The organism is Pseudomonas faucium, from assembly GCF_021602585.1.
Taxonomy (GTDB): Bacteria; Pseudomonadota; Gammaproteobacteria; order Pseudomonadales; family Pseudomonadaceae; genus Aquipseudomonas; species Aquipseudomonas faucium.
Window position 1 is genome coordinate 265,643 of record NZ_BQIP01000004.1, and the last position, 18,307, is coordinate 283,949.

At 63.6% G+C, this 18,307-nt stretch carries 9 protein-coding genes; all 9 read right to left on the reverse strand.

The window, feature by feature from the left end:
• Positions 1-2: 2 nt before the first annotated feature.
• On the reverse strand, positions 3-1,112 hold the full coding sequence (locus L6D75_RS07540; RefSeq protein WP_176513100.1) for an N-acetylneuraminate synthase family protein: 1,110 nt from the start codon (positions 1,110-1,112) through the stop codon (positions 3-5).
• Positions 1,113-1,278: 166 nt separating this feature from the next.
• Entirely contained in the window at positions 1,279-4,590 is a 3,312-nt protein-coding gene (locus L6D75_RS07545) for a glycosyltransferase (protein WP_236193464.1), read from the reverse strand.
• Between the two features lie 215 nt (positions 4,591-4,805).
• Complete coding sequence (gene rfbH, locus L6D75_RS07550; protein ID WP_176513098.1) at positions 4,806-6,128, reverse strand: lipopolysaccharide biosynthesis protein RfbH; 1,323 nt, start codon at positions 6,126-6,128, stop codon at positions 4,806-4,808.
• Positions 6,125-7,198 (reverse strand): CDP-glucose 4,6-dehydratase, encoded by a 1,074-nt coding sequence (gene rfbG, locus L6D75_RS07555; RefSeq protein WP_219824855.1) that lies wholly within the window; start codon positions 7,196-7,198, stop codon positions 6,125-6,127. Before rfbG ends, rfbH begins: the two co-directional genes overlap by 4 nt.
• Positions 7,180-7,950: a glucose-1-phosphate cytidylyltransferase gene (rfbF, locus tag L6D75_RS07560; protein ID WP_176513094.1), complete on the reverse strand. Its 771-nt coding sequence runs from the start codon at positions 7,948-7,950 to the stop codon at positions 7,180-7,182. The genes rfbG and rfbF overlap by 19 nt, the downstream gene beginning before the upstream one ends.
• A 244-nt stretch (positions 7,951-8,194) precedes the next feature.
• A complete protein-coding gene (locus L6D75_RS07565) occupies positions 8,195-10,915 on the reverse strand; it encodes a glycosyltransferase (RefSeq protein ID WP_176513092.1) in 2,721 nt (906 codons plus the stop codon).
• Positions 10,916-10,967: 52 nt separating this feature from the next.
• Positions 10,968-14,546, reverse strand: a complete 3,579-nt coding sequence (locus L6D75_RS07570; protein WP_176513091.1) for a glycosyltransferase — start codon at positions 14,544-14,546, stop codon at positions 10,968-10,970.
• A gap of 122 nt (positions 14,547-14,668) precedes the next feature.
• Entirely contained in the window at positions 14,669-16,252 is a 1,584-nt protein-coding gene (locus L6D75_RS07575; protein ID WP_176513089.1) for a flagellar hook-associated protein 3, read from the reverse strand.
• Positions 16,253-16,265: 13 nt separating this feature from the next.
• The gene (gene flgK / locus L6D75_RS07580) at positions 16,266-18,296 is read right to left on the reverse strand and encodes a flagellar hook-associated protein FlgK (protein ID WP_176513087.1); all 2,031 of its coding nucleotides are present in this window, start codon (positions 18,294-18,296) and stop codon (positions 16,266-16,268) included.
• Positions 18,297-18,307: the final 11 nt, after the last annotated feature.

Genomic DNA, 18,307 nt, shown 5'->3' on the forward strand with positions numbered 1-18,307 from the left:
GCTCACAGCCCCCGGCTCAGGATCAGGTTCTTCAGCGAAGGCGTTTCGCTGTACGGGCCATCGATATGCTCGATGGTCAGGCGCTCGTTGGCCCGGATAGGTTGCAGCAGCCGCTCGCCATTCATGACCTCACGGCACGACAGCTGGCCCTTGTGCAACGGGATGGCCAGGTAGAAGTCCTTCTCGAATTCATCCCGGCTCAGTACATAGCCCGGCTCCAGGTCACGGCGGGCATAGGCGCCACGCACCAGGGCATTGAGGTATTCGGTTTCCTTGCGCGAAATGATGCGTCGGCTGGCCCCGACACCACCGCACATTTCCTTGGCCTTGTGGAACGCCTTGTACCAGGTGTCGCACTGCTCTGGCAGCGAGCAGTAGTTGGACACCGGAACATCTTCGTACTGAATATCGATATGCCGCTCCCAGGTGCGTGCCCCCTTGCCATAGGAGATCAGCATCGACGAATGCCAGTCGTGGTACTCATGGGTGGAAAGGCCGATGACGTGGCTCGGGTAGCGATTGCGCAGGTAATCGATCTGGTCCAGGTGCAGCTCGTCATCTTCGCTGGGGTACAGCGAGACGCAGTGGTTGATGGAAAGCGGGATGTCGCGCTTTTCAAAATAGTGAACGACATCGTCCAGGTCTTTTTCCGAAGCGCCGCCGGTGGAGATGATGGTCGGGCGACGCGTGGAGGCGATCTTTTCGATCAGCGGCCAGTCGTTCATGTCCGAGCTGGCAATCTTCAGGATCGGCATGTCGAATTCGAGGCAAAGGTCGACGGACGCCTCATCGAACGGCGTGGCCATCGGAATGCAACTGAGGTTTCGGATTTCCTCCACCATCCGGGCAAACTGCTCTCTGCTCAACCGAGTGTCTTCGGTCTTTTTCACATAGCGCAGTTCGCTGGTGCCTTTGAAATCAGGATGAATGAACTCATCGACATCGCGAAACTGCAGCTTGATGGCAGCCTTGACGTTATTGAACCGCGCAATCGTGCCGTGATCACGAATGATCTTCAGGCCGCGCTCGAGCTTGCCCCAATGGTTGTTGGCCAACTCCAGCACGAACAGGTTTTCGAACAGGTCTTTGTCACGTTGGCTGATGGTTCTCACTGCTTGTTCCCCTGCAAATTCGCATCGATTGATTGAGATCGGTAACCGGAACCCGTGTCCTGATGACCGCAAAACTGAGCCTTGCGCCGACGCCTTGGCTACGCGTCATTGGCAAAAAACCTTGTATGGACAGCCGAGCCCACATCCGTCACTTGCGTGCAGCGCGTCACGGGGCAAGCCAAGCCTCGAATCGCTGGCGCAGACGAGGGTCGTCCAGCATCCACTGGCTCAACACCGTTTCGCGCAGCAGGTCGCCACGCGTGGCTGCCACCTCGGGTTGCGCCAACTGCAGGCCGATTGCCTGGAGCCAGTGCGCCGCATCGTTGGCGACCGGCGTGACCGGCAACCCTTGCCACGGCAACACGTCACTGCACACCACCGGAAAACCGCACGCGCCCAGCTGCAACAAGGGCAAGTTGCTCCGGCAGTGGCTGTATACGCCGCCTACCGCCGGCACGAGCGCCAGGTCCAGGTTGAGCGCGCACAGCGTGCCGGGAGATTGGTCCAGCGCCACCGCCGCATGCATCTCGCTCAGGTACGGTTGAATCTGCTCGGCGCATGGGCCCAGGCATATCCAGTCCACCTGGCCATGCAAGGCGGTGACGATCTCCAGGAGCAATGCCTGCTCCTCACCCGGCACACTGTCACCGACCCAACCGATACGCGGGCGCGGGCCTGTACGCCGTTGAGCTTGCAGCGCCCCCCAGCGGGCCGGGTGCAGGCTTTCGGGCACCACGCGAATGTCCGCGTGGCTGCCGCGCAACGCCTCGGCCAATGCCTCGGTAGGCACCACCAGCCGATCAACCACAGCGGCCAGCCGTTGCAGCGCAACCTGACCCTGTGAGTGCGCCAGGCTCGCCGCATCCACTTCGAGTACCTTGAACGCACCGGTGAAACTGGCGCACAGAAGCAACCCATCACACTGGGCCTCGGTCTCAGGCACCTGCATGACCCAGGCATCCGGCTTCAGCCGCTCAAGCTCGGCGGGCGAGTATGGGCGCATGGCCAGACGGACATCGGCCATGGCGCGAATGTTCATGGACAGGCCGGGGTCGATGATTCGGCTGCCCGCCCCCGCCTCTGCGCCGGCCGACATCGCCAGCAGCACCGGCAGCGGCCGCCAGGTCAACGGGTTGCGTGCAAGCCCCGGGTCGGTTTCCAGGGCAAAGCCTGCACCGTGCAGGGACAAGTTGCGGTTATAGGCAGGGTCACGGGCAATCAGCGCCAGCCACTTGTGGTACAACGCTTGCTCATCAGCCGTGGCCTCGGCCGAAGGGCCTTCGTAAACCAGCACGGCATGAGGGGTCCACACTGTCAGGTAGCCCTCTTGCCCTACCTTCAGGCACAGGTCGATCGCCGCACCCGCTGCATTGAACTGCAGCAGATCCAGACCACCCAATGCCTGATAGAGCGAGCGTCGAATCATCATGCAGGCAGCGGCAACGGCGCTGAGATTCTGGTCCGCTTCAGCACGCGCCCAGCAGCCCGACGCGCCAGCCTCGCCAGCAAACGCCAAGCCCGCTGGCCCGTTCAGGCCCAGCACCAGCCCCGCTTGCGCCAGCGTGCCGTCCGGGTGCAGCAGTTTGCCGCCCACCACGCCCACCTCCGGTCGCTGTGCGTGATTGAGCAGCGAGCCCAGCCAGTGGCCTTCAACCACCACACTTGCGCCATGCAACAGCAGCACGTAGTCGCCCCGCGCGTGCTCGACGGCGATGTTTGCATCCAGCTGATGATCACCGCGCAACACACGGATACCGCTGACCCCCTGCGCCGCCAGGCCATCAAGCCAGGCACGGGTAGCCGGATCGGCAGTGCCGTTGTCCAGCAGCAGGATTTCATAGTGCCGGTAGGTGGTTTTTTCCATCACCGAGGTGACACAACGCTGAAGGCGGTCGAAGCGCTCACCGGCCTCGATGATGATCGACACCCATGGCTCATCTTGATGCCGGTAGTGAATCCGCTGGATACCTGGCAGGTGCATCTGCACGCTGGCGTCCAGGTAGCCGCGTCGGTGCAGATGCCCCTCCAGCACGGCCTGTTCCTGGGGGTTGTGTACCCCTGCGTTGCAGGCGCTGATGCAGACTGGCTCACTGACATGCGCCAGGCCATTGAGGCCGTCGCTGTCTTCGATCAGGTGCAGCAGCAGGCCAAGCTCGAGCGCGCCCGCGCAGTTCGGGTCGAAGCCGCCAGCGCCCATGAACACATCACGGCGGTAGAACCAGTGGCGCGCCATGCACGCTGGCGCACTGAGGAAGAGGTCGAGGTTGAAGTCCGGGCGTAGCAAGGTGTCCAGGTCGCCCGAGGGAAACCGCACGATTTCGTCGGCATACAGCGCTCGTACATCCGGCGCATCGAGCAACTCCAACGCCAACACGAAGAGCCCGAACGCCGTGAACGTGGTACCGGCAGGTACAAAACACAGCCACTGCCCCTGGCCACCGCGCACGGCGACCTCATTGAGCGCCGTGGCGTGCGGGTCCTGCGCGACATGGATGTCAATGTACGGGTAGCTCTGCTCCAGCAGGCTTTGCCGGGTGGCCTCCACAGCCGCTGGCTGCCCTTGCGCGATGATGATGAAATCGAAACGCGGCACGTCTTGCGCGCAACGCTGCAGGCGCTCGGCCATCAGTGTTGCCTGCATGTCGCTGGGCGTGCGTTGACGCAACCACTGCTGCACAGCCAGCGTGCGTTCAGCCTGGCTGTTGTGCTGCGGGGTGATGTCGCTGACAGGGGCCGGCAGGAACGGCATTGCCTGCGTCTTGTCGATGAATACCTGCAACTGCTCCCAGAACCGATCTTGCAGCATTGCGTAGGTCTGCTCGACGATGGGCAGGCCCGCAACGGCGTGAGCCAGGGCCTGTGGCGAATCGTCGAAGGCCAGCCCGTGGGTTCCGAACTCACCGACACCAATGGGCACACCATCGAAGAACGGCGACTTCAGTACCACGGCAGGGCAACCGCACAATATCGCCTCCAGCGCGATGGAGGTGGAGGAGAAGCAATACACCCGCTCGCTGCGGCGAAACAGCTCGGCCATTTCTTCGGGGGTCGCTGGCCACTGGTTGGTGATTACCGTGCACTTGGCGGCCAGGTCGGGGTGCTGCTTCAGGGCTTCGCTGTGACGGCCCGGATAGATCAACCAGCCCTTGCGCTGCTGGTCATAGGGGTTGGACTGATTGTGGAAGATACTCGTGTCGATGGGCGGCATGAACAGAATGTGATCATCGCCCACGCCCTGGGGCAGCAGGCTCTGACCATAGGCAAAGACCATGTCGGACGCCGCAAACGCTTCGTCGCCACCCAGCAGCCCCGGCACGTTGAGCAGATAGCGCACGACCGAGCGCCCCTTGCACGGGTTGCCTCGCACCACTTCCGGGTACACCACGATCGGCTCTCGCCCCGCCTGCAGATGCTGCTGGCGCAGTTCCTGGGTCAGCAGTGGGGTATGCCACAGCGGGTTGGTCGTGGTCGGAAACATGTAGGCATCCTGCCCACAGCGATTGAGCAGGTGACAGAGCAGGTGCATCACCCGAATACCTGCCGAACTCCTGCGATACTCCGGCGCAAGGATGTAGTAAGGGCGCGGTGACACCTGATGCAGTGGCGGCATCTTGCGGCTGGCCATGGGCTATATACCGACCTGAATGAAAGCAGCGCCCACGGCCAAGCCGCTGGGCTGTTGGAAACTGCGCATCAACGTAGCCTGCGCACGTAGTGTTCGATGCTGCTGGCCGCGTGCTCCAGGTGAGCCTCGCCCAGCCCTGGCCACAGGCCGATCCAGAACGTGTCCTTCATGACCTTGTCGGTCACGCTCAAGTCGCTCGCCACCCGATATGGCTGATCCTTCATGTAGGGCTGACGCGTGAGGTTGCCGGCGAACAACAGGCGTGTACCGACGTTCTGTGCATCCAGGTGGCGCAGCAGGTCCAGGCGCTCGACACCACAGCCATCGCGCAAGGTCAGCGGAAAACCGAACCAGGAAGGCTCGCTGTTCGGCGTTGCCTGAGGCAGCACCAGCTGCTCGACACAGTTGCCCAGCCGATCGCTGAGCCAGGCGAAGTTGCGCTTGCGGGCGGCGATGAAATCATCCACGCGGTCCATCTGCGCCAGCGCGCAGGCCGCCTGCATGTCGGTGATCTTCAGGTTGTAGCCCAGGTGCGAGTAGGTGTACTTGTGGTCATAGCCCTGCGGCAGATCGCCTAGCTGCCAGCAGAAGCGCTTGCTGCAGGTATTGTCTTCGCCCGGGCCGCAGTAGCAGTCACGGCCCCAGTCGCGGAACGACTCGACCAGGCGCTTGAGCAGTGGCGAGTCGGTGAACACCGCCCCGCCCTCGCCCATGGTGATGTGATGCGCCGGGTAGAAGCTTAAGGTACCCAGGTCGCCGAAGCTGCCGACCTGACGGCCGTCGTAGGTCGCACCCAATGCGTCGCAGCAGTCCTCGATCAACCACAGGCCATAGCGATCGCACAGCTCGCGAACCACCTTGAGGTTGAACGGATTACCGAGCGTATGGGCCAGCATGATGGCCTTGGTACGGGGGCTGATTGCCGCCTCGATCAAGGTCGGGTCGATGTTGTAGGTGCCCATCTCGATATCGACGAACACCGGCACCGCACCGAACTGCAGGATCGGATTGACCGTGGTCGGGAAGCCCGCCGCTACGCCGATGACTTCATCACCTTTGCGTATGGCGCGGTCGCCCAGGCGCGGCGATGTGAGTGCGGAAAACGCCAGCAGGTTGGCCGAGGATCCGGAGTTGGCGGTCAGCACACCACGGCGCCCCAGGTAGCGGGCCAGGCGCTTCTCGAATGCCTGGTTGAAGCGCCCGGTGGTCAACCAGCCGTCGAGCACCGCTTCGGTCATGGCCTGCAGCTCAGGCGCACCGATGACCTTGCCCGAAGGCGGCACGGGGTGCTGGCCAGGCACGAACGCCGGCGGGGTCAGTTCAAGTGCAGCGTAACGCTCCACGAGCTCGGCAATTTGCTGGCGCAACTGCTGCGCCGTTTGATCAGTCATTGGTTTTCGCCTTCATGAGCCGCGATCTGCGCGCGACTGTATTGCTGCATGTCCTGGCCATCGCGCCAGGCATGGTGCCATTCGAGGGTTCGCTGCAAGGCCTGGTGCAGGCCCCAGCGCGGGCGCCAGTTCAAAAGCGTGCGCGCCTTGGATGAATCGAGGGTGAGCAGCCCTGCCTCATGCGGCTGCGCGTGCGCTTCGACCGCCCAGCGCGCTCGGCCAGGCCACAGCTGCGACATGGCTTGAACCACCTCACCAACCGTTGCCGTGCCTTCACTGTCCGGCCCGAAGTTCCAGGCCTGGGCCATGGCCTGGCCCTGCTCGAGCAACGCCTGGGCCAACATCAGGTAGCCCCGCAGCGGGTCCAGCACGTGCTGCCAGGGGCGCACCGCATCCGGGTAACGCAGGGTCAGCAACTGCTCGTTGTCCCAGGCGCACAAAATATCGGGCAGCAGCCGGTCAGCCGACCAGTCACCGCCACCAATCACATTGCCGGCACGGGCAGTTGCCAAGGCAACGCCTGCCTCGCGAAAGAACGACTCGCGCCACGAAGCGCACAGCAACTCCACACAGGCTTTGCTGCTGCTGTAAGGGTCATGGCCACCCAGGGCGTCTTGCTCGCGATAAGGCCAGAGCCATTCGCGGTTCTCGTAGCATTTGTCGGTGGTCACCACCAGCACGGCACGCACGCTCGCGCAGCTGCGCACCGCCTCCAGCAGGTTGAGGGTACCGGTGACATTGGTTGCGTAGGTTTGCGCCGGGCTGCGGTAGGACTCACGCACCAACGGCTGCGCTGCCAAGTGCAAAACCAGTTCAGGGCGAAATGCCGCCAGGCTCTGCTGCAGGTGCTCGGCATCGCGAATATCGGCAAACTCACCCGCCACGCACGACGCCAGGCCGGCACTGTCGAAGAGTGCCGGCGCGCTTGCAGGCGCGAGCGAATAGCCGTATACCTCGGCCCCCAGCTCGCTGAGCCACATCGCCAGCCAGCCGCCCTTGAAGCCGCTGTGGCCGGTCAAAAAAACCCGGCGCCCGCGCCAGAAGCCAGCGCTTACGGCCATACCCGCCATTGCGCCTCTCCCGACTTCCAGCGCTCTTCCAGGTAGCTGCGGTCGCGCAAGGTATCCATGGCCTGCCAGAAACCTCTGTGGACATGGCTCATCAGCTGACCGCTCTGCGCCAACGCGCGCATCGGCTCATATTCCCAGGTGCTGTCGTCACCCTCGATGTAGTCGAAGATGCCCGGTTCAAGCACGAAGAAACCGCCGTTGATCCAGCCACCGTCGCCGAGCGGTTTTTCCTGGAAGCCATGGACCTGTTCGCCACGCACATCCAGCGCACCGTAGCGACCGGGCGGCTGCACGGCGGTCACCGTGGCCAGCTTGCCGTGGTGCTTGTGGAAGTCGAGCAGCGACGGGAGATGGACGTTGGCCACGCCATCGCCGTAGGTAAGGCAGAACGTCTCGTCACCGACATAGTCACGCACGCGCTTGATGCGACCGCCCGTTGCGGTGTTTTCACCGGTATCCACAAGCGTCACGCGCCAAGGCTCGGCGTTGCGGTTGTGGATATGCATGCGGTTTTCCGACATATCGAACGTCACATCGGACATGTGCAGGAAGTAGTTGGCGAAGTACTCCTTGATCACGTAGCCCTTGTAGCCCAGGCAGATCACGAAATCGTTGATTCCGTAATGGGAGTAGATCTTCATGATGTGCCAGATGATCGGCTTGCCGCCGATTTCGATCATGGGCTTAGGACGAAGATGCGACTCCTCGCTGATACGGGTACCCAGGCCACCGGCCAGGATGACTGTTTTCATTGTCGACTTACCTTGAGAGGCCGCCGCCCTGAGACGGGCAGACAAAATACTGACCAATTCAGCAATTTGCTGCTTACGTAGCAAAAAGATTGCCAATTCCACCGCCCATGCAAAGCGATGATCAGCCAAGGTAGCGAAGGGTGTGCTGGCGCGAGGGCCGCGCAGAGAGGGCTTGCAACCGGGTAAGCGAGGAAACGGGCACCGCCTGGTGACAGTGCCCGTCAATAAACTGCCTCGCTCGCCGTCAGACCGAAGACAGCCAGGCCAACGAAGGCGCCGAATTGGCCTGTGCAGCGAACGCTGCCGGCCAGCGCGCCTGCAGCTCGGCCAGCAGCTGTGCATCATGCGCCGCTGCAGCCTGCGTCAGCAGTTGCGCTTGCGGCGTCCACACAACCAGCTGCCCTGCTTGGCTGGCGGCAAGGCACAGCTCGATGTCCGCAGCGTCGTGCAACTGCAGGCCTGCACAGTGCTCAAAGACCTCCTTGCGCACCATCAGGCAGTCGGCAGACACCGCCGCACAGCTGCGAACCGCTTGCGGCCAGCGCGCCCTGGCGCGGCCACTGGCCGACAGCCCCTGCCACGGCGCCGCCACCTGCGGCCCCGCCTGCAACGCGTAGCCGGCATGCAGCACGCCACCGTCGGCATCCTCGAGCAACGCACCCACCACCCCCACCTCTGGACGCAGCGCTTCATTGAGCAACGCTTCGATCCATGCCGGGGTAATCACCTGGGAACGCTCGGACAGCAATATCAGGTATTCACCCCGCGCCTCGCTGGCGGCCTGGTTAAGCCACGCGCTGCGCGGCACGCCCGCCTCGCCGGTGATCAGCCGCACTCGGCCGCTCCACTGCTGCAAGCCCGGCTTTTGTGCCTCGGCGCACACCACCAGCACCTCGAAACGCGGGTAGCGGGTGCGCTGCAAAACGCTGTTCAGGCAAGCTTCCAGGCGCCCTTGATCGCCCTCACTGGCCACCAGGATACTCACCAGCGGCGTGGCGGCATGGCGATAGTCGATCGACAAGCCGCCATCTTGCTGCTTGATCTGGGCACGGTAGCCGAGCTGGCCGAGATGGCGGTTGAGTACCTTGCCATGCTCTTCGCCCTGCGCGGCGTCCACCTGCTCGCCGATCACCAGATAATCATCCAGATGCGCAAGGCTGCCGACCCCCTGCGCCTCGACGAGCCGCAGCAACAGGTCCAGTTCAAGCGCCTGACGATACGACTCGCTGTAGCCACCGAGGTCAAGCACTGCCTGGCGCCGCAGCAGCCAGTGGCGAGACATCAACCCGGCCTGGCCGCGCAGCAGGTTCAGGTCGGCGCCCGGACGCTGCACGGCATGCAGGCAGCCTTCCTGGTCACGCTGAATTTCATTGGCACAGACCGCCTGACAGGCCGGCGCTTGCGACAGCTCCGTGAGCAGGTGCAACAAGCCGCCTGCCAGCAGTTCGTCACCGGCCTGCAGCAACATCAGCCATTCGCTGGAAAGCTGGCGCACGATCTGGTTGAGATGCCCCACCCAGTTGTCCTGGTTGACCTGGATGAAGTGCAAGGTGTCGCGCACGGTGGTAATGGCCGGCGGCCTGCCGCCCTTGAGCACGATGAGCTTGAAATCGCGCACGCCGCTTTCAAGCAGGCTGTCGAAAGTCGCCTGCAAGCGCACGTTATCGTCACCCAGGTCGAGCACCACGAACGCAACTTGCCCTGGCCGCTGCCGGGCCAGCTGCTCCACGACCCGTCGGCGCGCGGCGGCATCCGGCGTGGCAGCTTCCAGCCCGGCGAGCAGCCGCCCGGACTCGGTTGCCTGCAGGCGCGGTTGCCGATCGACACCCGGCACCTGTGCCAGGCGAGCCAGCCAATCGTTCAGCTCCCGCACCCGATGGGTATCGGATGGCGCCGTGAGTGTCTCCAGCAACATCCGGCAGATGGCCGGATCGAACAACCCCAGCCCCAACGCTTGCCAATAGCGCAACTGCCGGCTTTCGGTGGTGTCGTTGGGGTAGGAGCGGGTCAGATGCCACTGACGGACCCAGCTGCCCTCCAGGGCCTGGTGCTGGGTCTCCCCTGCCGGCCAAGCGTGGCAGAGGAATTCCAGCGCGGTCAGCTGCGCAAACACGGCCCCATTGTAGTAGGGCAACTCGACATACTGAGTGGGCTCGAACACACGCTTGGGGTCATCGATGACGCTGCCCCAGACCGAGGTGAACAGCAAGGGGCTGTCACCCTGGCCATAGGTGCCGTGCACAAAACGGTTGAGCACTGCAAAGCCCTCATCGCCGGCACACAGCGCCTGATGCTCGTCATCCCACAGGCGCAAGGCGCGCAAGGCCTGGTTCAGCTGCTCATTGCGCGCGGCGGGGCTCGCCACATCCTGGGTGCAGGCACACAACACATCGGTCTGTTCGAGCGCAATGACGGCCCCCTGGGCCAGCAGCGCATAGGACAGGCCCAGGCGCAGCGCTGCAAGGTCCGCCGCCACCGGCATCGAAGCCAGCACCGCCTGCAACGCAGGCACGCGGATCACCGCCCGCCACGCCTGGCGTTCGGCCTGGCCGTATTGACGCAGGCGCGCCAGCGCGTCATCACCGGCCAAAGGCGGTAACGCCGCACCCAGCTTGTGATAACGCACGCGCGCGTTATCCACCACAAAGCCCAATGCATGCCCCTGCGCCGCAATTGCCTGGGGCTGCTGGTGCAGCCTGCTCGCCGCAACCTGCAACGCCGGCGCCAGGACGAAATCGGTCTGCAGTGTCAGCACCACGAAAGGCGTGCGCACCACCTCCAGCTGCTGTTGCAAAGCCGCATGGCACGCCTGACCTGCACCGTCGGCTGGCAGTGGATCCAGCGCCAGGCAAGCAACGCCAGCCTGTTGATAGTAGTGCTGAGCGCGGGCTCGGCAAGCGTCCTCACCCGGCTCCAGCAAGATGACAGTTACCTCATTGCCCAGTGCAGTGGCGACTTCGGCCATAGCGTCCTCTCAAGATATCGTGTCAATGCCCGGCAAAACCGGGCGTCATGTTTCAGTCAGCCAACCAGGCATTGGCCCAGTGCTGCAGGTGGTGGGGTGTCAGCAGGTAGTCACGCATCACCACTTCACGCAACGCATCACCCTGGCGATAGCTGGCCTGGGGGTCATCGAGGTGCATGCGGATTGCCGCGAGCCACTGCTCGGTGGTGTTGTGCTTGACCCGCGTGCACGGCAAGTAACCGGCATAGGCCTTGGTATCGGTGCAGATCACCGGGAAACCACAGGCGCCGTATTCGAGCAAGCGCAGGTTGCTCTTGCAGTCGTTGAACAGATTCTGCTCCAGCGGCGCCAATGCCAGGTCCAGGTTCAGGCTGGCCAGCTTGCGCGGGTAGTCCGCCATCGAGATTGCCGGGTGGAATTCCTTGACGTAGGGCTGCAAGGCGGCCGGGCACATGCCAAAGAACACCCAGTCCACCTGGTCGGCTAGCGTCTTCACCACCTCCAATAGCAGCTCCAGGTCGCCCCGATGGCTGGTGCCGCCCGCCCAGCCCACACGAGGCCGCACGCTGGTCTGGCGCTGGCTGGAAATGCCTGACCACAGCTGCGCCGACAACATGTTGGGCACCACGCGAATATCGTGGTGCATGTGCGACAGGGCATCGGCCAGCGGCTCGGTGGAGCACACCACGCGGTCGCACAAGGCGATGCCCTGGGCAACCAGCTCGCCAATGTTGCGCGGCAGGTTGCGGGCATGGTCGTTCTTCTTCGGCGGCTCGATGATGTAGTCGTCCAGCTCGTAGATTCGCCGGGCATTGGAAAAGCGCTTGAAACGCGCCATTTCCTTGAGATTGGTCGGCGTGTAGCGACACTGCAGGATCATCACATCGGGTTTTTCCCGGCTGAGCTCGATCACCCCTGGGGTCGTATGGTTGATGCGCCCCTGGATCCAGCCAGCGCGCTCCAGCTCGTTGAACGGCTGGATGACCCGATAGTGCCCGATCGCCGTGGTGTTGGTCGGCAAGGCCAGTACAGAGGGCATCGCCCGGTCGATGAACGGATCCCAGCCGGTGCGCAGGCCAGGTTCGAGGTTGAAATTGGCAAGCCTCAGGCTGAGGTTGTCGTTGTACGCCGGGTCACGTGCCACGCGCGCCAGCCAGCGGTCGTGGAACACATCCTTGTCGGCCAGCAACGCCTCTTCCGAAACGGCCTCGGCGATTGCCCCCGACAGCTTGGCCACCCGAGAAAATGGCGTCCATACCACCAGGTAGCCTTTCTCCCGCGCGCGCAGGCAGAAATCGGCATCGAACAGCGAGGCTTGCAGGGTGTTGCAGTCCAGCCCCTGCAGCTCAGCGAAGAGCTCGCGGCGCACCACCATGCAGTCGGCACTCAGCGCACTCCAGTTCTGCACCAGGCGCAGGCGGCCCATGTAACCCTCGGCGCCCAGCTTGGCCCCCAGGAACGGCGTGCCTGCCGTGCCATTGTTCAGGCCAAGCACCAAGCCGGCCGAAACGATTTTGCCATCGCCTGCGCAGAGCATCGGCCCCACGACCCCGACTTCAGGCCGCTGCGCCTGGCTCATCAACTGGCTCAGCCACGGCTTTTCGAAAAATGCACAGCTGGGGTCGAGCAGCAACAGGTAGTCGCCACGCGCCTGTTGGCTGCCCAGGTTGAGCACCGCAGCCCTGCCCTGCGCCTGCACGTCGACAATGCGCAACTGGTCACCTTCCAGGCCACGCATCGCCGAGAGCCAGCCAGCGACGTCGGCGGGCTCTTGCCCATCCGCGATCACCAGCACTTCGAACTGGCTGTAGTCGGTGTGTTCGAGCAACGACTCGACGCAACGCCTGAGTGCCTGCAAGTGGCTGCCTGCAGGGATCAGGATCGATACACTCGCCGCCTCGTCATGCTGATAGGTCACGCGCGATACCAGGCCATTACCGGCCCCTTGCACCGTGGCATCGACCCCCAGGCGCCGCAGGTGCGCCTCGACCACCCGCGGCGCCTCCAGCTGCCCGGCAGGCGCCTGAAGCCAGTCGGCGTAGCCGTATTGGCAATGCACCAGCACCTCGGCAATGTGCTCCACCACGTGCAGGCCATGGGCCTCTACCATCCGCCAGAGCAGGTCGTGTGGCGCCAGATGCTCGAATTGGACATCGAAACCACCGAGCGCCTGCAACGCCGAACGATCGAACGCCAGCATCCGCCCCACATAAGGCACGCTGCGCATCAGGTCGAGGTTGAAGCCCGGCTTGAAGATCGGGTTGGCCGGCGCGAGGTTGTCGAAAGCGTCCTCGTCGGTGTAGAGGCACAGGCTCTCGGTGCGCAGCGCCATGCGTTCGGCCATGATCACCAGCGCATGCGCCTGCAAACGGTCACCGGCGCGCAGCAACAGGATCCAGTCAGCAACGCCCGGGTTGGCCAGCCATTGATTGAGCTGCCCATAGCCACTGCCACTCAACGCCCGGTACTGCACCCCTGGGGCATTCACCCCATCGAAGCCTGGCGGGGCAAGCACCTGCACCCCAGCAGCGGCGTAGGACTGTACGGCCAGGCTGTCCAGGGTGGCCCGCAGCGCCTGTTCATCGCCCGGCTGGCACAACACGATCGGCACGATACGAGGCTGCACGGGCCACTGCTCGATGCGCTTGGGCAGCAAGCGCAGCTGGCCGGCAGAGAGGTTTCGGCACTCCAGCCACTCGCTGTACAGCTCGGAAAAGCTCAGCGCGTGACTGCCCACCTGCTGGATGAAGTTGGCCACCTGCCCGGCGTAGAAACGCCGGATATCGAACTCTTCCCAGACCTGATCGGGCTCGGCGGTGTAGGCATTCAGTGGCAGGTAGCGCACCCAACCGTTGGCAGGCGCCGATTCGCCGGTGCGTGCCGCCAACATCTGCTGCAGCCACTGGGTTTCGACCTTGTAGGCCTCGGTCATGCTGACGTGGTGGCTCAGCCGCCCGGCATGCAGGCGTTCAATACTCAGCACCTGCTCAAGGCTCGCCAGGTGCCCCCGACGCAACAGGCAGGCGTACAAGGCCAGGTCCAGGCGTGCGGCGAAGCCTTGCCCATCGAGCACCAGTTGCGCCAGAAACTCCTTAACCTGTTCGCGACGGAACAACGCATGGCTCAGCCCGCCAAACAGGTTGGGCGCATTGTCGGCGATACTGGCCAGCAGGTCGGTGCCGACCAGTACTGCGCTCATGGGTGAGATCACACTGTTGAGCGCCCTGGACGGCAACAGGATGTCATCGGCGGAACAGATCAGGCGCTGGGCGATGACCATGCTGACCTGCGGCCATTGGCACAGGACCTTGGCCTGCCGGCTGACGCAACTGTCGAGCAGCAAGTCGTCATCGCACAGGAACTTGACCAGTTCGCCATGCGCCTGCTCCAGGCAAGCCTGCAGGTTGCGGGCAAACCCAAGCCGTAGCGGATTGCGCAGGTAGCGCACTGGCACCGGTGCATCCTTGGCCATCGCCAGGCAGATTGCCTCGATCTGGCCATCCGCGCTGTCGTCGCAAATGACGATTTCCAGGTTGGGGTAATCCTGGGCGAGAGCACTGGCCAGCGTGCCGCGCAAGAACTCGGCGTTGTAAGCAGGGATGGCGATGCTGACGAGAGGTTGCTCAGTCACGGTGACGACCTTGGAGGGATAGGCAAAAGCAGGCGGTTGACGAGGCCATCGAACCAAGGCTCGACCGGCAGGCTTCATCGAGCGCTGCCGGCTTCATCTCGAGCCTTGAATGCTGCGAACAATCAGATGTAGTTCACCAGCGACAACCCGGCGACCTTGGCATACGCCTGCAACGAAGCCTGCAGCATGTTGGTCTGCATCTGCAGGCGCACCATGACCTCCGCCGGGTCACTCTCGCGGATCGAGCTCTGGGTCTTGGTATTTTCGGTACCCAGCGCTTCATTGGTCTCGGCCTGCACATCCAGCGCCTGGCCACGGCCACCAATGGCGCTCACCGAAGACGATACCTGGTTCATCGCACTGGCGACGTTGCCGATGGCCGAATCCAGCGAGGCCAGGAAGTTCTGCTTGGCCGCCGGGTCGTTGTCTTGTGGCGTGTTCAGCGCAGTGCGCAGCTTGCTGATGGTGTCGAGCACATTCTGGGTCTGGTGGGTGTCGACCTTGACCGAAAACGAGTCACCCGCAGCCGGCGCGCCCGACAGCTCGAAGCTGACACCTGCGGCGGTAGCCGTCGTGCCGTTAGGCCCGCCCAGCGTGCCGGAGGCCACTGGGCGGCTGTCGGCATTGACGGGCGAGGCATACAGTTCAAAGGTGTTGGTGCCGGTGAACTTGAGCACGGCGCCGCCGGACGGGAATGCTGCCTTGTAGGCGTCCTGGTCGGTAATGGTGGCGCCCGTTACCTGCTCCGAAGAGGTGTTGCCGGGGCTGCGGCTGCCCTGAACCTCGTCGGCCTTGGAGCTCAAGGTGAAGGTGTGGCCGGCGATCACGGCGTCTTCATTGCCCTTGTCGCCATCCTTGTAAGCGATATCCAGGCGCAGATCGACACCCCGGAAACTGATCGAATTGTTCGCCTTGGTGGGGTCGAACTTGCCACCCTGGCTGGCTTCCAGGGTCACGTCATTGTTGTTGGCATCGGTGATCTTGAATTCGGTGCTGCTGATGAACTCGATCTTGTAGGGTTCGCCACTGCGGAAGCGGTCGTTGTAGAGCGAGCTGCCCGAGACCTGGCCATTGGACAGGCTGACGCGGCCATCGTCGGTGGCCGGTGCGGTCAGCTTGGTCTCGCTGCGGCTGGTGTTGAGCGCCTGCTCGAACGCGTCGTAGCCGGTTTCGTTGGCGGCCAGGGTGAGCATGTCACCGACCTGAAGGTTCAGCTTGCCCTGGTCGCCCTGGTAGCTATAGGTACCGTCGGCATTGCGCACGTAGGGCGGGGTGTCACCCTTGGACCCGGAGAAGATGTATTTGCCGTTCTCATCCTTGCTGTTCATCAGCGAGAACAGCTGGTCTTCCAGCGATGCCAGCTCATCGGCATTGGCCTTGCGGTCGGAGTCGGTGAACGAGGCGTTGCCCGAACTGACCGCCAGCTCATTGACCCGCTGCAAGATGGTGCCGATCGCGTTCAAGGTACTTTCGGCGGTGCCCAGCGCATTGCGCACATTGACGATATTGCCGTTGTACTGCTTGAGCATGTTCTGCTGCTGCTCCAGCTGCAGCAGGCGCGCCGCGCCGACCGGGTCGTCCTTGGCCGAGCGCACGCGAATGCCGTCGCTGGCCTCTTGCTGGGTCTTCACCGTGTTGGCGAAGTTCTTCTGATAGTTGGCCTGGTTGGTGTTGTAGAACTGCGAAGTAGAGATGCGTACGCTCACGATCTACGGCTCCTTAAAGACTGTTGATCAGGGTGGCGAAGGTTTCCTGGGCCGCCTTGATGATCTGCGACGACGCGGTGTAGTACTGCTGGAACTTGATCAGGTTGCCAGTCTCTTCATCGATCGACACGCCCGACAGGTTGTTGCGGCTTTCCAGCGCCGAGGTGTGCAGCGCCGTGGTGGCATCGCTGTCCATCTCGGCCTGGCCGGCCTTGCCGCCGACGTTGGAGACCAGCTTGGCGTAGGCATCGGTGAAGCTGATGCCCTTGCCATTGGCGCCGACATCGACGGTGGGCTTGGTCTGCAGGTCGATCACCGACTGGCCGTTGCGGTTGTCCGCCGAGCCTGCGCCGGTCAGCGCCACGGTGTAGCTGTCGCCATTTTTCGGCGCGCCGGAAACGCTCATCTCGAAGGTGAAGTTGCCACCCAGCGAGTTGCCATTGCCGTCGACCATCGGCACCGACAGCTGCAGCTTGTTTTCCTGGCCGGGGACGATGGTGCCGCTGCCGATCTCGGTGCCCTTGGCGTCGTACATCTTGTACGCCTGGGGCGAGGTGGTTTCGTCACCGAACACCAGCTTGACCGGCGTCGAGTACTTCAGGCCGTTCTGCAGCTGGGTGCGCTGGGCGGCATCGTAGATGTCCAGCTTGGAGGTCAGGTTCGGCTGGGTGATCACGCCGGTGCCCTTGTTGCCCGCGCCATTGCTGGCGGTCAGGGGCGAGGCCAGGGCCAGGCGCTTGGGGTCGGTGAGCACGGTGTCGATGTTGGCCGCGGCATTGCGCGTGGGGGTGACCTTGAAGCTGTCACCGGCGCTCAGGCCGCCGCCATTGAGCGACAGGGTGAAGCCGTCGATCACCGGTGGCGGGTTGTCGCTGAGGTCGAAGCTGCCCATGTCGGTGCCTTCTGGCAGCTTGCGCACGTTGTAGCCGGTGGCGCTGGTGAAGGTCACCTGGTAGTCGCTGGTGCTCAGCTTACCGGTGTCCTTGATGGTCACATCGAGGTTGCCGGAGCCGGCGCTGTTGCCCTGCTTGGCGACGCTGCGCTCGCTGATGGCCTTGAGGCTGTTGATGTCGCCGAACAGCGTGGCGCCAAAGTCACCGTTCTTGTCGATGCCCTGGGCCAGCTGGCTGTTGATGGCATCGGCCACCACCAGGGCCACGCGGCCCAGCTCGTTGAGCGCGGGGTCGAGGGTTTCCTTGCGGTAGCGGATCAGGCCGCCGAGCTCACCACCGGTGGTGCTGTTGGTGATGTCCATCTTGGTCGAGCCGCGGTTGAGGATCAGGCTCAAGCGCGTCGGGTCGGTGGCGCTCGGCGCCACGCCCAGGGTCTGGGTGGTCTTGCCGAGCACCAGCGACTGGCCGTTCTTCAGGTAGATGTCGTAGTTGCCATCGCGCTCGACCACGTCGGCGCCGACCAGCTTGTTGAGCTCGCGCACGGCGCCGTCGCGCTGGTCGAGCAGGTCGTTGGGCTGGCCGGAGATGGCGCTGACGCGGGAAATCTGGTCATTGAGGTCGGCGATGGTCTTGGTCAGGTTGTTCACCTGGTCGGCCAGCGACGTCATGTTGCTGTTGATGTTGCTGTTCTGCTGGTTGAGCTGCGCAGCCAGGGTATTGAAGCGCTTGCTCAGCGACTGCGCGCTGGTCAGCAGCAGCTGGCGCGAGGCGTCTTCGGTGGGCTTGGCCGCAGCGTCCTGCATGGCGCTGAAGAAGCTCTGCAGGGCGGCGGTGATGCCGGTGTCGCTGCTCGACAGGGCGGTGTCCAGCGGCGAGATCTGGTCCAGGTAGGAGGAGGCATCGCTGCTCAGCGAGGTGGTGGTGCGCAGCTGGTTCTCGAGGAACGAGTTGTACACCCGGCGCACGTCGGCCAGCGTGGTGCCGCTGCCCATGAAGACCTGGCCGACCTGCTGGCCGCCCTTGGTCTTCTGCACGTTCTGCTGGCGCGAGTAGCTCTCGACGTCGGCGTTGGCGATGTTGTTACCGAGGGTGTACATCCCCGACTGCGCGGCGCCAAGCCCCGACATACCAATGTTGATCAGACTCGCCATGGTTCCATGCC

Excerpts from the sequence above, each read along its gene's own strand:
- flgK (WP_176513087.1), bottom strand. The coding sequence starts at position 18,296 with ATGGCGAGTCTGATCAACATTGGTATGTCGGGGCTTGGCGCCGCGCAG.
- L6D75_RS07565 (WP_176513092.1), bottom strand. The coding sequence starts at position 10,915 with ATGGCCGAAGTCGCCACTGCACTGGGCAATGAGGTAACTGTCATCTTG.
- L6D75_RS07545 (WP_236193464.1), bottom strand. The coding sequence starts at position 4,590 with ATGTTTCCGACCACGACCAACCCGCTGTGGCATACCCCACTGCTGACC.
- rfbH (WP_176513098.1), bottom strand. The coding sequence starts at position 6,128 with ATGACTGATCAAACGGCGCAGCAGTTGCGCCAGCAAATTGCCGAGCTC.
- rfbG (WP_219824855.1), bottom strand. The coding sequence starts at position 7,198 with ATGGCGGGTATGGCCGTAAGCGCTGGCTTCTGGCGCGGGCGCCGGGTT.
- rfbF (WP_176513094.1), bottom strand. The coding sequence starts at position 7,950 with ATGAAAACAGTCATCCTGGCCGGTGGCCTGGGTACCCGTATCAGCGAG.